We start from the raw sequence: 14483 nt of genomic DNA, 5'->3' as shown, positions 1-14483 counted from the left end.
CCCAGTAAACTGCGCCACGATTTTTGTTGAGTGTTTTCCATGCAAATTGCTTTGGCGCCCATGGAGGGGTTGGTCGACAACATCCTGCGCGATGTGCTGACCCGCGTGGGCGGTATTGACTGGTGCGTGACCGAGTTCATCCGCGTCAACGACCGCCTGCTGACCCCCGCCTATTTCCACAAGCTCGCCCCGGAACTGCTGCACGGTGCCCACACCGCGGCGGGCGTGCCGCTGCGTGTGCAATTGCTGGGTTCCGACCCGGTGTGCCTGGCCGAAAACGCCGCGCTGGCGTGCGAGCTGGGTTCCCAGGTGATTGACCTGAACTTCGGCTGCCCGGCCAAGACGGTCAACAAGTCGCGCGGCGGCGCCGTGCTGCTCAAGGAGCCGGAGCTGCTCAATCAGATTGTTGAACACGTGCGCCGTGCCGTGCCCGCGCATATCCCCGTGACCGCCAAGATGCGCCTTGGCTTCGACAGCCCGGACGGTGCGCTGGTGTGCGCCACGGCGCTGGCTGAAGGCGGCGCGGCGCATATCGTGGTGCATGCGCGTACCAAGACCGACGGCTACAAGCCGCCGGCCCACTGGGAGTGGATCCCGCGGGTGCAGGACGTGGTCAAGGTGCCGGTGTTCGCCAATGGGGATATCTGGAGCGTCGAAGACTGGAAGCGTTGCCGTGAAATCAGCGGCGTCGAAGACATCATGCTTGGTCGCGGCCTGGTGGCACGGCCTGACCTGGCGCGCCAAATTGTGGCAGCCAAGGCGGGCGAAGAGGTGGTGGAAATGACCTGGGCGCAGATGCAGCCGATGCTTCAGGCGTTCTGGACCCAATCAGTGGCGCAACTGACTGAAAAGCAGGCGCCTGGCCGGTTGAAGCAATGGCTGGCGATGCTGACGCGCAATTATCCTGAAGCAGTGGTGCTGTTTACCGCCTTGCGGCGCGAGACGGATTTGAAGCACGTCAGCCACCTGCTGGGCATGCAACACCCCATTGCAGCCTGATTGTTCACGTTCACTAAAAAAGGGTGCCATTGGCGCCCTTTTTTCGTTTGTGGGCTAGCACAAAAGATTGACGAACAGGCGGTTTAATCTTGTCGGTGAGTTGCATGCCTGCAGTGTATTAACGGGTGTGACGATTTTTTAGCGCCAAGAGCGGCTTGCCTCGCGGTTTGTCGCGATAGTTCATGCGGCAAAGTCTGATAACGCGCATTGGTTTCCTTATATGAGCTGCGATTGGCGGAACTCGATAGCCTAACTTTCCACGAAAGTAAGGACTGTGAAGCAACGTGGTTGTTTTCAGCTATTAACACTCTCACTTCTCTGGTCCGCTGATACGGCCAGGCTCTGTTGAATAAGGAATTGCTAAATGTCGCTGTCGGTTAATAATCCATCGTTCATGAAAGTTAATGCGTCTGTCCTTGATCGAAACAGTATTTCATCCGCTAAGTTTGCTGAAACGACAGAGGTGCAGGTTTCCGGTGCGCGTGTTGCCAACACGCCGCTTAACACTGACAACTCCCGGTTCTCGCCCAACGAACTGATGATTCCGGGTGCTGCGCTCACGCGGTTATTTGACATGCTCGAGCAGGTTTTCAAGGCTATACGCGAAATGGTCGCCGGAAAGGATTTAACGCCCGCGCTGCTGTCCGGCCCGGGCGTTGTGCCAGACGCCAAGCCTGAGGCGCGCACGGTGCCGGTGAATTCCGAGGTCGCCAAGCAGCCGAGTTCGCCGGATGTAGGCAACTTGCCGGCGAAACCGCAGGTGTCGGAGCCGCAAGCGAAGCTGCAGCTGATGGACGCTGCGGTGGTAGTGCCTACTGCACTCAAAGCGCCAGCTGCGCTGCCACATCTGCCCGCGCCCGAGCCGGCGATTACCGTGACGAATGACGGTAAGACCAACGTACACGTCAATGTGAACGCCGGTCATTGCCATTGCACGGATGCGCAGGCGGTTGTGAACAACGTCCCACGACTGAAGCGTGTGCTGGATCTGTCGCCATTGCCTGAAACCAGCCCGCAACCGGGGATCAAGCCGGGTGTAACACCGGACGTGAAGGCTGATATCACGCCAGAACACACCCCTGAGGTACCCGGCACCGTCACGCCTGAGGTCGAGTCGGACACCAAGCCTGGCGTGCCGCCTGCGCCAAAGACCGAGATCAAGCCAGACCACACACATGCGGTGCCAGGCATCGTCACGCCGGTGGTTACGCCGGAGCCAACGCCCTCCGTGGTGCCGGACATCGCCCCAAAGCCCTTGCCTGATACACCGGTTCCGGACTTAACCAGCCCAGGCCCGGTTGAAGATTATTTTGATCCAAGAAACTGGCGGTTAAATACCAAGCCAATGTTCAAGGCCTGATAGTCCCACACTTGGTTTAACTTCTTGAAGCGTGCAGGCGCCTCTGTGGCTATAAGTTGCAAAGAGGCGCCTGCTCAATGGAGGGGAATATGTCTAACTGTTTAATTAATAATATCGCGCGTGTCATCGATGTCAGGCAGGTGATCAATAGTGATTTAACAAGTGCCAATCATGCAGCGGATGTTCACTTGAGCGTGATTGAAAGAAAGACTGCTGCAACTGTTTGTCGGCCATCTATCAACGGTTCAGCACGTCGGGTGCGCGGCGTTAATGAACGTGATGCGGTGCAGTCGTTTGCGGTGCTGTTGAGTTCTTTATTGACTCAGATACTGAGGGCGTTGTCGGCCACCAAAGATAAGTTAGTCCCCGTTATACCCACGCCACCGGTCAATCCGTCGGTAGTGCACGAGCCGGTCACTCCCAGGCCCAATTCCGAAGCCGCGCTCGCGTGCCTTTCAAACAAGCGCGGCGGTGCGAAGCCGGACAACATCTGGAGTGGGTTTCGCCAAGGCCCCGACGGCAACTGCGTGACGGTGTCGGCGATCAAGGCGGCGATGCACCGATTTGGTCAAAGCCCCACGGATATCTACCAACAAGTCACCCGCCTCAGCGGCGGTTATCGAGTGGTGATGCGCGATGACTTTCAGCTCACGCTGACTGACCGTGAATTGGCCGAAGGTGCGCGAGGCGCCAGGTTCAGAGGGCAGGACAAGGGCATGCTCAAGGATGCGCAATTTCTGTTTGCGGTCAGTGCCAAGCGTGCACAGATGGAAAACAACGATTACACGGCGGGCAGAAGTTATCAGGCGGCGATTCGCAGCCTGAACAACGGTGAGGATGAGCGTGGGCCAGGGGAGGGGTTCATGCGGCTGGGGCTGCGCAAGCACATGAAAACGGTCTCTGTGCGGGAACTCGCCCGTGGGCAATTGGGCATGTGCAATCGCACCGGGCATTCGGTGGCGGTGATCAACGGCCGCGAAGAGTTGTGGGGGCGCAGGGGCGCCACGCCTGCCCGCGGTCAGGCGATAGCCCTTTTCTAAGGGGCGACCACAGGCGATGCGGGCGGCTCAACCCATCGCAACGCCGCCCCGCCCCGATTGTGTTTTGCAGGTTATTGCTTCGGTAAGTCTCAGGAAATCAGTGAATGAATATCACAGCAAGTAATGGCCCAGGCTCGCCGGCCAACGGGTACGACGACGCGGCTTCGGTGTTTTCGTCAAAACGTGCGGGGGAAAAACCTGCGCATATCATCCGTGCATTCAATGCGGCGCGGGGGGAGTTTGGCGAGCACTTTGACACCAGCACCCACGCAGCCGTCATCAAACTGATGATGACAACCTTCGGGCAGCACCCGGCTGGCATGTTCAATGCGCTGACTGCCACGGGCGATGGCTATCACATCACCATGAAGGACGAGTTCAAGGTTCAGTTGTCTCGCCAGGAGTTGGCGCAGGCGACGCAGGCTTCGAGGTTCAGTGGCGACGATAGCGGGGCAGTCAAGGATGCCAACTTTGTGTTCGCAGCGTTCGTAAAGCGCAAGCAACTGACCGGCAATTACCCGACGTTTGAAGCCGCGCTGGCAAAAACACTGGAGGGCGAGACCGTCCAGCGATGTTTGCAGGGCTTGGGCCTGTTCGGCCTGTGCCAGTACGTGCCGTCAAGTGCCATGCAGGCAAAGGGCGCGGTAGGGGTCATGGAGACCCACAACTTTGGCTCGGCGCTGGTGATGGACGGCGTAAGCCATTATTACGACGAGCGGCGCCAGACCAGGCAGGGTTACGGGTACGTGTTGTTCGACGACAAGCCGGCGGCACCCGACAACGCCCGGCAGGTGTCCGATGTCGTGTCCGGCATGACGCCCGAACAGATCTGGGGTGGTTTTTATCAGGGCGTGGAAGGCAATTGCGTCACGGTGTCGGCGATCAAGGCGGCGATCATCCGGTTCTGGCAGGACCCCCAGGGGATCTATAAGCGCATCCAAGTCACCGCCGACGGTTTTGAGGTGGTCATGAGGGACTCCTTCACGCTGACGGTGACCCATGATGAGCTGCGCCAGGCCATCGTCGCGTCAAACTTCCACGGCAGCAATACGCAGTTGATCAACTACGCCAACTTCTTGTACGCGGTCAGTGCCAAGCGCGCGCACCTGGAAAATAACGACATGCGCGCCGGGCAGAGTTATGCAACGGCCCTGCACACCCTCAACGACGGCGAGTACCCGGGGGAGGCGCTCCGGCGGCTTGGGTTGTACGCCTATATACGTGAAAGCACGGTTGAAGAACTGGCCCGCGGCGCGGTCGGCACGCTGGCAGACACCGGCCACTCGGTCGCGGTCATCAATGGCGCGCTGGATTTCTATGGGCGAAAGCAGGACCTGGCGTCATCGCGATGGATGAACGGCGGGTTTCGCGCATTGAAGCTGGTGTAAGGGTCACACCAATAGCTTCCTGAACGCCTCGATGGGCAGAGGCCGGCTGTGTAAATACCCCTGGAACAAATGGCAGCCCAGCTTTTGCAGGAATGCCAGTTGTTCCGGGGTTTCCACGCCCTCGGCGATCACTTCCAGGTTCAAGCTGCGCGCCATGGCGACGATGGCGCGGATGATTTCGGCATCGTTGGGGTCGTGGGTGGCGTCGCGCACAAAGGACTGATCGATCTTCAACGCATCCACCGGCAGGCGCTTGAGGTAGGTCAGCGACGAATAGCCGGTGCCGAAGTCATCCATGGCAAAACTTACGCCGAGTTTTTTCAGGCGGCGCATCTTGGCCACGGTGTCATCCAGGTTCTGGATCACGATGCCTTCGGTGATTTCCAGTTTCAGCAGGCTATACGGCAGGTGATGCTGCTTGAGGCAGCGCTCCACCCGCTCCACGAAGTCGTTCTGGCGAAACTGGCGCGGGCTTATATTCACGCACAGGCTGAAATTCAACGGGTCCACCAGGCCGTCGGCGATCAATTGGGCAAAGGCGCCGCAGGCTTCATCAAGAATCCAGGTGCCGACTTCCAGGATCAGGCCGCTGTCTTCCAGCACTTTGATAAATTCGGTGGGTGACTGCGCTCCCAGTTGCGGGTGCTGCCAGCGCACCAGCGCTTCGGCACCGATGATACGGTTGCCGCGCGCATCCACTTGAGGCTGGTAATGCACGCTGAACTCACCGCGTGACAGCGCCAGACGCAGGTCGGTCTCCATGCGCAGGCGTTCACTGGCGGTTTTCTGCATGCTGTTATGAAACATCTGCGTGGTGTTGCGTCCTGAATCCTTGGCCCGATACAGCGCAATGTCGGCACGCTTGAGCAGGTCTGCGGGTGTCGAGCCGTGGTCGGGGATCAGCGCCACGCCAATGCTCGGCGTGACCTGCAGGCGATGGCCGTCGAGGAACATCGGTTCCGAGAGCAATTCGCGCAGGGTGTCCGCCAGTTCCTGTACCTGAGCGCTGACTTCCACGCGTGTACCTTCCAGGCCGCTGAGCAACACCACGAACTCATCGCCGCCCAGGCGCGCCACCGTATCTTCCATGCGCACGCTGGCTTCGAGGCGCGCGGTGACGATTTTCAGCACGGTGTCGCCCACCGGGTGGCCGAGGGAATCGTTGATGTGCTTGAAATGATCGAGGTCGAGAAACAGCAGCGCGCCCCGCAGATTATGGCGTTTGAGCAGGGCGATCTGCTGGCTCAGGCGGTCCATCAGCAACGCACGATTGGGCAGGTTGGTCAGCGGGTCGTGATAGGCCAGGTGACGGATCTGCGCCTGGGCGTTTTTCAGCAGGCTCACGTCCCGCGCCGTCAGCAGCAGGCACGGCGTTTCATTGAGGGTGATCGGTTCGACCGACACCTCCACGGCCAATAATTCGCCACGCTTGTTGTGCCAAAGCATTTCCAGGTGATGAATTCGGCCCTTGATCTGCAGTTCGGCCAGCAGCGCCGCACGCTGATTCTCATCAGCCCAGATGCCGATCTGATACAGCGTCAGGCCGATGGCTTCCTCGGCGCGGTAGCCGGTGAGGCGGCAGAAGCCGTCATTGACCTCCACATAACGGCCGGTGTCACGTTCGGTGATGGAGATGGCGTCGGGGCTTGAATGGAAGGCCTTGGCGAATTTTTCTTCGCTGGCCTTAAGGGCGGCCTCGGAGCGTTGTTGCTGGGTGATATCGCGCAGGGTCGTGACGATGCAGGGTTGGTCGCCGACCTTGATCAAGCGGCTGGAAATCACGCAGGTGAGGCTTTGGCCATTTTTGTGATGCACCCCAATGGCGACATTGTTTAATGACTGCTCGCGAATCACCCGCTCTATACGTTGCAGGCGCTTGCTCGAGTCATCCCACAGCCCGATCTGGTCGGCGCTTTTGTCGAGCACCTCGGCGGCGGTCCAGCCAAAGGTCTGCGTAAACGCGGGGTTGATTTCGATAAAAGCGCCGCTGTCCAGGTAGGTCACGCAGATCGGGTCGGGGCTGGCCTGGAACAGGCTGGCGAACTTTTCTTCGGAGGCGGTGATGCGCTGCTCGCGTTCCACCTGGTCGGTGATATCCAGCAAGGTGCCGGCCATGCGCAACGGTTTGCCCGATTCGTCGCGATACAGCCGCGCGCGGCTCTCCAGGTAACGAGCGCTGCCGTCCTCCATCTGGACGCGGTAGGTCAACTGGTAGTTGCCGCCCGGGCCTTCGCGCAGGCTGCGATAGGCGTTGCGCATGCCCTCGCGTTCTTCATCGGACATGCCTTCAAAAAACGCATCGAAAGGTTCGTGAAATGGCAACGCCTCCAGACCGTGCAGTTGCGCCGCGCGGGCCGAGCCATAGAGCATGCCGCTGGGGATATGCCAGTCCCAGGTGCCCAGCTGTGCCGAATCCAGGGCCAGGTCGAGACGCTCCTGGCTGTCCTTGAGCGCCTGTTCGGCGTTTTTGCGTTCGGTGGTGTCGACAAACGTGCTGATCAGGTAGGCCTCACCCTCCAGCTCGACTTTTTGTGCGCTCAAGGTGCCGTCGTGGATCTGGCCATTGCTGGCGCAGAACTGCACTTCCATGCTGATGGGTTCGCCCTTGCGTTGGGTGGCCCTGACCAGCAGCGCACGCTGTTGCGGGTCACGCCACAGGCCCAGGTCCAGCGTGGTGCGGCCGATGGCCTGGGCCACGGGCCAGCCGAAGAGCATCTCGAAATACTGGTTGGCTTCGCTGATCAGGCCGTCGGCCTGGCGGGTCAGCAGGACCATATTGGGGCACAGATGAAACAGCGTGGCGAAGCGTTTTTCCGAGTGGATAAGGGCGTGCTCGCGCTCGCGCTGGCGAGTGGTTTCGCGGATCACGCCGATCATGCGGCGCCGGCCGGTCTTGTCCGGTGCCAGGCTGCCGTTGATTTCCAGCCAGTGATGGCTGCCATCCGGCCACTGGATGTGGTGGTGCATGGCCTGCTCAAACGGCTCGCCCGCCAGCACGGCGTGAAAGGCCCGCACCACGCGCGCGCGGTCCGACGGCGCGAGCAGATCCAGGTAATCCAGGTCTTTGGGCAGCGGTTGGCGCGGGTCGTAGCCGAACAGCGCCTGGGTGCCGCGTGACCAACTGATCCTGCCGGTGTCGATTTCCCAGCACCACGCGCCCAGGCGGGCAGCATTGAGGGCTGCCAGCAACTGCGGGGCGCTGTCCCAGCTTTGTTCCGCCTCTTGAGGGTCCAGGGCGTAAATGCGGGGCAGGGGTGGCACGGAATCGACGGGGTTGCGCATTATCAAAGGGCCTTGGCTCAATGGGCGTTCGGCGCGGTTTATTCAGACCTTGAGGCCGCACAGCTTCATGCCGGTATCCCTGGCAGATCGACCTGTGCATCCAATAGGCTCATGAAAGCCCGCGCAGCGTTCGACAGCGTCCTTTCGGTGTGCACGATATAGCCTAGCTGGCGACTGAGCTGTATGCCCGGCAAAGCGATACTTGCCACCTGTTCATCAAGCATGGTGCGCGGCAACACGCTCCAGGCCAGGCCGATGGACACCATCATCTTGATGGTTTCCAGGTAGTTGGTGCTCATGGCGATATTCGGCGTCAGGCCCTGGGCTTCGAACAAGCGGCTGACAATATGGTGGGTAAAGGTGTTGCCACCGGGGAAGACCGCCGGGTGTTTGGCGATATCGGCCAGGTTGACCGTGCCATTGGCGGTCAGGCTGTGCTCGGGCGCCACCACGAAATCCAGCGGGTCGTCCCACACCGGTGTGGCGCGTACCAGGTTGTGCGGATCGGGCGCCAGGGTGATGACGGCCACCTCAGCGCGGCCATGGAGGATTTCCTCGTAGGCCACTTCCGAATCGAGGAACTGAATATCCAGCGCCACATTCGGGTACTCGCGGGTAAAGGTGCGCAAAATCGGTGGCAGGCGGTGCAGGCCGATGTGGTGGCTGGTGGCCAACGTCAGGCGGCCGCTGACTTCGCCGGTCAGGTTGGTGAGCGCGCGGCGGGTGTCGTCCAGCACATTGAGAATCTGATAAGCACGTGGCAGCAGGGCGCGCCCGGCCTCGGTCAGGCCGACTTCGCGGCCCAGGCGGTCGAATAAACGTACCTTTAATTGTTGTTCCAGCCCGGCGATGCGCTTGCTGATGGCCGGTTGGGTCAGGTGCAGGCGTTCACCGGCGCCGGAGAAGCTGCCGGTCTCGGCGATGGCAATAAAGGCATTAAGGTTGGCCAAGTCCATTGAGGTATTCCAGTTGGTAATCCAAAGCATAAAAAATATGAATTTGAGTTATTTAATGTAGCGCCATACCATCAGCCTCACAAGCCAAAGGGTTATTGAATGTCTCAAGGCCCGGGGCATAGAAAGACCGATGATGAGGACCGACTGATGGCCGGCAAAACGCTTTACGACAAGCTTTGGGATTCCCATGAAGTGAAACGGCGCGACGATGGCTCGTCGCTGATCTATATCGACCGTCACATCATCCATGAAGTGACCTCGCCCCAAGCGTTCGAAGGCCTGCGGCTGGCCGGGCGCAAGCCTTGGCGCGTCGACTCGATCATCGCCACCCCGGACCACAACGTACCGACCACCCCGGAGCGCAAGGGCGGCATCGAGGCCATTGCCGACCAGGTGTCGCGGTTGCAGGTGCAAACCCTCGACGACTATTGCGATGAATATGGCATCACCGAATTCAAGATGAATGACGTGCGTCAGGGCATCGTGCACGTGATCGGCCCGGAGCAGGGCGCCACCTTGCCGGGCATGACCGTGGTCTGCGGTGACTCCCACACCTCCACCCACGGCGCGTTCGGCGCTCTGGCCCATGGCATCGGCACCTCCGAGGTTGAACATGTGTTCGCCACCCAGTGCCTGGTCGCCAAAAAGATGAAGAACATGTTGGTTAAAGTCGAAGGCACCTTGCCGTTCGGCGTGACCGCCAAGGACATCGTGCTCGCCGTGATTGGCAAGATCGGCACCGCCGGCGGTAACGGCCATGCCATCGAGTTCGCCGGCAGCGCGATTCGCGACCTGTCCATCGAAGGCCGCATGACCATCTGCAACATGTCTATCGAAGCCGGTGCCCGTGTCGGCATGGTCGCGGCGGACGAAAAAACCGTCGAATACGTCAAAGGCCGCCCCTTCGCCCCGCAAGGTGCCGATTGGGACGCAGCGGTCGAAGCCTGGAAAGACTTGGTCTCCGACGCCGACGCGGTGTTTGACACCGTGGTCGAACTCGACGCAGCCCAGATCAAGCCGCAAGTCAGCTGGGGCACCTCGCCGGAAATGGTCCTGGCCGTCGACCAGAACGTGCCGGACCCGGCCAAGGAAACCGACCTGGTCAAGCGTGGCTCCATCGAGCGCGCCTTGAAGTACATGGGCTTGAAAGCCAACCAGGCGATTACCGACATCCAGTTGGACCGCGTGTTTATCGGTTCCTGCACCAACTCGCGGATCGAAGACCTGCGCGCTGCGGCGGTGATCGCCAAAGGCCGCAAAGTGGCCTCGACCATCAAGCAAGCCATCGTGGTGCCAGGTTCGGGCCTGGTCAAAGCGCAAGCCGAAGCCGAGGGCCTGGACAAGATCTTCCTTGAGGCCGGTTTTGAATGGCGCGAGCCGGGCTGCTCCATGTGCCTGGCGATGAACCCGGACCGTTTGGAGTCGGGCGAGCATTGCGCGTCCACCTCCAACCGTAACTTCGAAGGGCGTCAGGGCGCCGGTGGGCGTACCCACCTGGTCAGCCCGGCCATGGCCGCCGCCGCTGCCGTCAACGGTCGTTTCATCGACGTTCGCGAATTGATCTGAGGAATACCCGATGAGAGCTTTTACCCAACACACCGGTCTTGTCGCGCCGTTGGACCGTGCCAACGTCGACACCGACCAGATCATTCCCAAGCAGTTCTTGAAATCGATCAAGCGCACCGGTTTTGGCCCGAACCTGTTCGATGAGTGGCGCTACCTGGACGTGGGCTACGCCTACCAGGACAACTCCAAGCGCCCGTTGAACAAGGATTTTGTGCTCAACGCCGAGCGTTACCAAGGCGCCAGCGTATTGCTGGCCCGCGAGAACTTCGGTTGCGGCTCCAGCCGTGAACACGCGCCGTGGGCCCTGGAAGAATATGGCTTTCGCAGCATCATCGCGCCGAGCTACGCCGACATCTTCTTCAACAACAGCTTCAAGAACGGCTTGCTGCCGATCATCTTGAGCGACGCCGAAGTGGACGAGCTGTTCAAGCAGGTCGAAGCCGATGTTGGCTACCAACTGACCGTTGACCTGGCCGCGCAGACCGTGACCCGTCCGGACGGCAAGGTCTATCACTTTGAAGTCGATGCGTTCCGTAAGCACTGCCTGATCAATGGCCTGGACGATATCGGCCTGACCTTGCAGGACGGCGATGCGATTGCCGCGTTTGAAACCAAGCACCGGGCGAGCCAGCCCTGGTTGTTTCGCGATGCCTGATTTGCGGTAACCGTGCGGGCCCCATCGCGGGCAAGCCCGACTCCCACCTTGGAATGCATTCCAACAGTGGGAGCTGGCTTGCCTGCGATAGCGGCCGTACAACCACCCCAAAACCCAAGGAAAGCCACCATGACCAACACCGCCCACACCCAAGTCGTGCAAAAACAATTCGGCGAACAGGCCTCGGCCTACCTGAGCAGTGCCGTGCACGCTCAAGGCAGCGAATTCGCACTGCTGCAGGCCGAACTGGCCGGGCAGGGCGCCGCACGACTGCTGGACCTGGGCTGCGGTGCCGGGCATGTGAGCTTTCACGTTGCGCCGCTGGTTAAAGAAGTGGTGGCCTACGATCTGTCCCAGCAAATGCTCGACGTGGTCGCCGCCGCGGCCGTGGACCGTGGCTTGAACAACATCCGCACCGTGCATGGCGCCGCCGAGCGCCTGCCATTTGCCGATGGCGAGTTCGACTTCGTGTTCAGCCGTTACTCGGCCCACCACTGGAGCGACTCTGGCCTGGCCTTTCGCGAAGTGCGTCGGGTGCTCAAGCCTGGCGGCATCGCGGCATTTGTCGATGTCTTGTCACCGGGCAGCCCGCTGTTGGACACTTACCTGCAAACCGTCGAAGTGCTGCGCGATACCAGTCACGTGCGCGATTACTCCGCCGCCGAATGGATGCGCCAGCTCAGCGAAGCCGGCTTGCACGTCCGCAACAGCAGCCGTCAGCGCCTGCGCCTGGAATACTCCTCGTGGGTGGAGCGCATGCGTACGCCCGAGGTATTGCGCGCCGCGATCCTCGAGTTGCAGCAGGCGATGGGCCAGGAAGTGCGTGATTACTACGAGATTCAAGCCGACGGCACCTTCAGCACCGACGTGCTGGTGGTGTTTGCCGAACGCTGATTAATTTTCCCGACCTGCCCACGGGCGGGTCGCTTGATGAAACGAGGAACGCATGAGCAAGCAGATTCTGATTCTTCCTGGCGACGGTATTGGTCCGGAAATCATGGCCGAAGCGGTCAAAGTCCTGGAATTGGCCAACAGCAAGTACAGCCTGGGCTTCGAATTGAGCCACGACGTGATCGGCGGCGCCGCCATCGACAAGCACGGCGTGCCCCTGGCTGACGAAACCCTGGACCGCGCCCGTGCTGCCGACGCCGTACTGCTCGGCGCCGTGGGCGGCCCGAAGTGGGACAAAATCGAACGTGATATCCGCCCGGAGCGCGGCCTGCTGAAGATTCGCGCGCAACTGGGCCTGTTCGGCAACCTGCGTCCGGCGATTCTGTACCCGCAGCTGGCCGATGCGTCGAGCCTCAAGCCGGAAGTGGTGGCGGGCCTGGACATCCTGATCGTGCGCGAGCTGACCGGCGGTATCTACTTCGGCTCGCCACGCGGCGTGCGTGAGTTGGAAAATGGCGAGCGTCAGGCCTACGACACGCTGCCGTACAGCGAGAGCGAGATCCGCCGTATCGCCCGTGTCGGTTTCGACATGGCCCGCGTGCGCGGCAAGAAGGTCTGCTCGGTGGATAAAGCCAACGTACTGGCCTCCAGCCAACTGTGGCGCGAAATCGTCGAAGAAGTGGCCAAGGACTACCCGGACGTCGAACTGAGCCACATGTACGTCGACAATGCCGCCATGCAGCTGGTGCGTGCACCCAAGCAGTTCGATGTGATCGTCACCGACAACCTGTTCGGCGACATCCTGTCCGACCAGGCGTCGATGCTCACCGGTTCCATCGGCATGCTGCCGTCGGCGTCCCTGGACACCAACAATAAAGGCATGTACGAGCCGTGCCACGGTTCGGCGCCGGATATTGCAGGCCAAGGCATTGCCAACCCGTTGGCGACCATCTTGTCGGTGTCGATGATGCTGCGTTACAGCTTCAACCTGAGTGAAGCGGCGGATGCGATCGAGAAGGCTGTGAGCCTTGTGCTGGACCAGGGTTTGCGCACCGGCGACATCTGGTCGCAGGGTTGCACCAAGGTTGGGACGCAAGAAATGGGCGACGCAGTAGTCGCCGCGCTGCGGAATCTGTAATCTCTCGGGCCCGCTTGCAGTTGTTGCTGAAAGGCGGCCCACTTTTTAACAAGGTGTAGTTGCGATGAAACGTGTAGGTCTGATCGGTTGGCGCGGTATGGTCGGTTCCGTGCTCATGCAGCGGATGCTGGAAGAGCAGGATTTCGATCTTATTGAGCCGGTGTTTTTCACCACGTCGAACGTGGGTGGCCAAGGGCCGTCCGTGGGCAAGGATATTGCTCCGCTCAAAGACGCCTACAGCATTGAAGAGCTCAAAACCCTCGACGTGATTTTGACCTGCCAGGGTGGCGACTACACCAGCGAAGTCTTCCCCAAGCTGCGCGAAGCCGGCTGGCAGGGTTACTGGATTGACGCCGCCTCGAGCCTGCGCATGCAGGACGACGCCGTGATCATCCTCGACCCGGTGAACCGCAAGGTGATTGACCAGCAGCTGGACGCTGGCACCAAGAACTACGTGGGCGGCAACTGCACCGTCAGCCTGATGCTGATGGGCCTGGGCGGCTTGTTCGAAGCTGGCCTGGTCGAGTGGATGAGCGCCATGACCTATCAGGCGGCCTCCGGCGCCGGTGCGCAGAACATGCGCGAGCTGATCAAGCAAATGGGCGCCACCCACGCCGCTGTGGCTGATCAACTGGCCGACCCTGCCAGCGCGATCCTCGACATCGACCGCCGTGTGGCCGAAGCCATGCGCAGCGATGCCTACCCGACCGAGAACTTCGGCGTGCCATTGGCCGGTAGCCTGATCCCGTGGATCGACAAGGAACTGCCGAACGGCCAGAGCCGCGAAGAGTGGAAGGCCCAGGCTGAGACCAACAAGATCCTCGGTCGCTTCAAGAACCCGATCCCGGTGGACGGCATCTGCGTGCGCATCGGCGCCATGCGCTGCCACAGCCAGGCGCTGACCATCAAGCTGAACAAAGACGTGCCGATCGCCGATATCGAAGGGCTGATCAGCCAGCACAACCCATGGGTCAAGCTGGTGCCGAACAACCGCGACATCAGCATGCAGGAGCTGAGCCCAACCAAGGTCACCGGCACCCTGAATGTACCGGTTGGCCGTCTGCGCAAGCTGAACATGGGTACTCAGTACCTGGGCGCGTTCACCGTCGGTGACCAACTGCTGTGGGGCGCGGCTGAACCGCTGCGTCGCATGCTGCGGATTTTGCTGGAGCGTTGATCGCTGCTGGTGAGTGAGAAACCCGCGTTCT

At 60.7% G+C, this 14483-nt stretch carries 11 protein-coding genes; 9 read left to right on the top strand and 2 right to left on the bottom strand.

Annotation, left to right across the window (positions count from 1 at the left end; genetic code table 11):
• Window positions 1-39: 39 nt before the first annotated feature.
• The 4 genes from ACP7B3_RS05015 (at window position 40) to ACP7B3_RS05000 (ending at window position 4787) form a co-directional block, all read left to right on the top strand.
• On the top strand, window positions 40-999 hold the full coding sequence (locus ACP7B3_RS05015; RefSeq protein ID WP_145166116.1) for a tRNA dihydrouridine synthase: 960 nt from the start codon (window positions 40-42) through the stop codon (window positions 997-999).
• A 364-nt stretch (window positions 1000-1363) separates the two neighbouring features.
• Entirely contained in the window at window positions 1364-2359 is a 996-nt protein-coding gene (locus tag ACP7B3_RS05010; protein ID WP_426178239.1) for a hypothetical protein, read from the top strand.
• A gap of 89 nt (window positions 2360-2448) precedes the next feature.
• Complete coding sequence (locus ACP7B3_RS05005) at window positions 2449-3399, top strand: hypothetical protein (RefSeq protein ID WP_426178237.1); 951 nt, start codon at window positions 2449-2451, stop codon at window positions 3397-3399.
• Window positions 3400-3503: 104 nt separating this feature from the next.
• A complete protein-coding gene (locus tag ACP7B3_RS05000) occupies window positions 3504-4787 on the top strand; it encodes a hypothetical protein (protein ID WP_426178235.1) in 1284 nt (427 codons plus the stop codon).
• A 3-nt stretch (window positions 4788-4790) separates the two neighbouring features.
• Here the strand turns inward: ACP7B3_RS05000 and ACP7B3_RS04995 are convergent, their stop codons facing one another.
• Together ACP7B3_RS04995 and ACP7B3_RS04990 are read right to left on the bottom strand one after the other, a co-directional pair.
• Window positions 4791-8069, bottom strand: a complete 3279-nt coding sequence (locus ACP7B3_RS04995) for an EAL domain-containing protein (protein ID WP_145166120.1) — start codon at window positions 8067-8069, stop codon at window positions 4791-4793.
• Window positions 8070-8134: 65 nt separating this feature from the next.
• Window positions 8135-9025: a LysR family transcriptional regulator gene (locus ACP7B3_RS04990; RefSeq protein ID WP_145166121.1), complete on the bottom strand. Its 891-nt coding sequence runs from the start codon at window positions 9023-9025 to the stop codon at window positions 8135-8137.
• A gap of 147 nt (window positions 9026-9172) precedes the next feature.
• Between ACP7B3_RS04990 and leuC the strand changes: the two genes are divergently transcribed.
• The 5 genes from leuC (at window position 9173) to asd (ending at window position 14452) form a co-directional block, all read left to right on the top strand.
• Window positions 9173-10591, top strand: a complete 1419-nt coding sequence (leuC, locus tag ACP7B3_RS04985) for a 3-isopropylmalate dehydratase large subunit (protein ID WP_145166122.1) — start codon at window positions 9173-9175, stop codon at window positions 10589-10591.
• 10 nt (window positions 10592-10601) lie between these two features.
• Complete coding sequence (leuD, locus tag ACP7B3_RS04980; protein WP_094953214.1) at window positions 10602-11246, top strand: 3-isopropylmalate dehydratase small subunit; 645 nt, start codon at window positions 10602-10604, stop codon at window positions 11244-11246.
• 129 nt (window positions 11247-11375) lie between these two features.
• A complete protein-coding gene (locus tag ACP7B3_RS04975) occupies window positions 11376-12140 on the top strand; it encodes a class I SAM-dependent methyltransferase (protein WP_426178232.1) in 765 nt (254 codons plus the stop codon).
• A 52-nt stretch (window positions 12141-12192) separates the two neighbouring features.
• On the top strand, window positions 12193-13275 hold the full coding sequence (gene leuB / locus ACP7B3_RS04970) for a 3-isopropylmalate dehydrogenase (protein ID WP_021491199.1): 1083 nt from the start codon (window positions 12193-12195) through the stop codon (window positions 13273-13275).
• A gap of 64 nt (window positions 13276-13339) precedes the next feature.
• Window positions 13340-14452, top strand: coding sequence for an aspartate-semialdehyde dehydrogenase (gene asd, locus ACP7B3_RS04965; RefSeq protein ID WP_058412147.1), 1113 nt, complete (start codon window positions 13340-13342; stop codon window positions 14450-14452).
• Window positions 14453-14483 lie beyond the last annotated feature (31 nt).

The organism is Pseudomonas sp. TWRC1-2, from assembly GCF_049896685.1.
Classification (GTDB): domain Bacteria; phylum Pseudomonadota; class Gammaproteobacteria; order Pseudomonadales; family Pseudomonadaceae; genus Aquipseudomonas.
The sequence above is the reverse complement of the archived record's forward strand: the minus strand, read 5'-3'. Positions and strand labels throughout refer to the sequence as shown.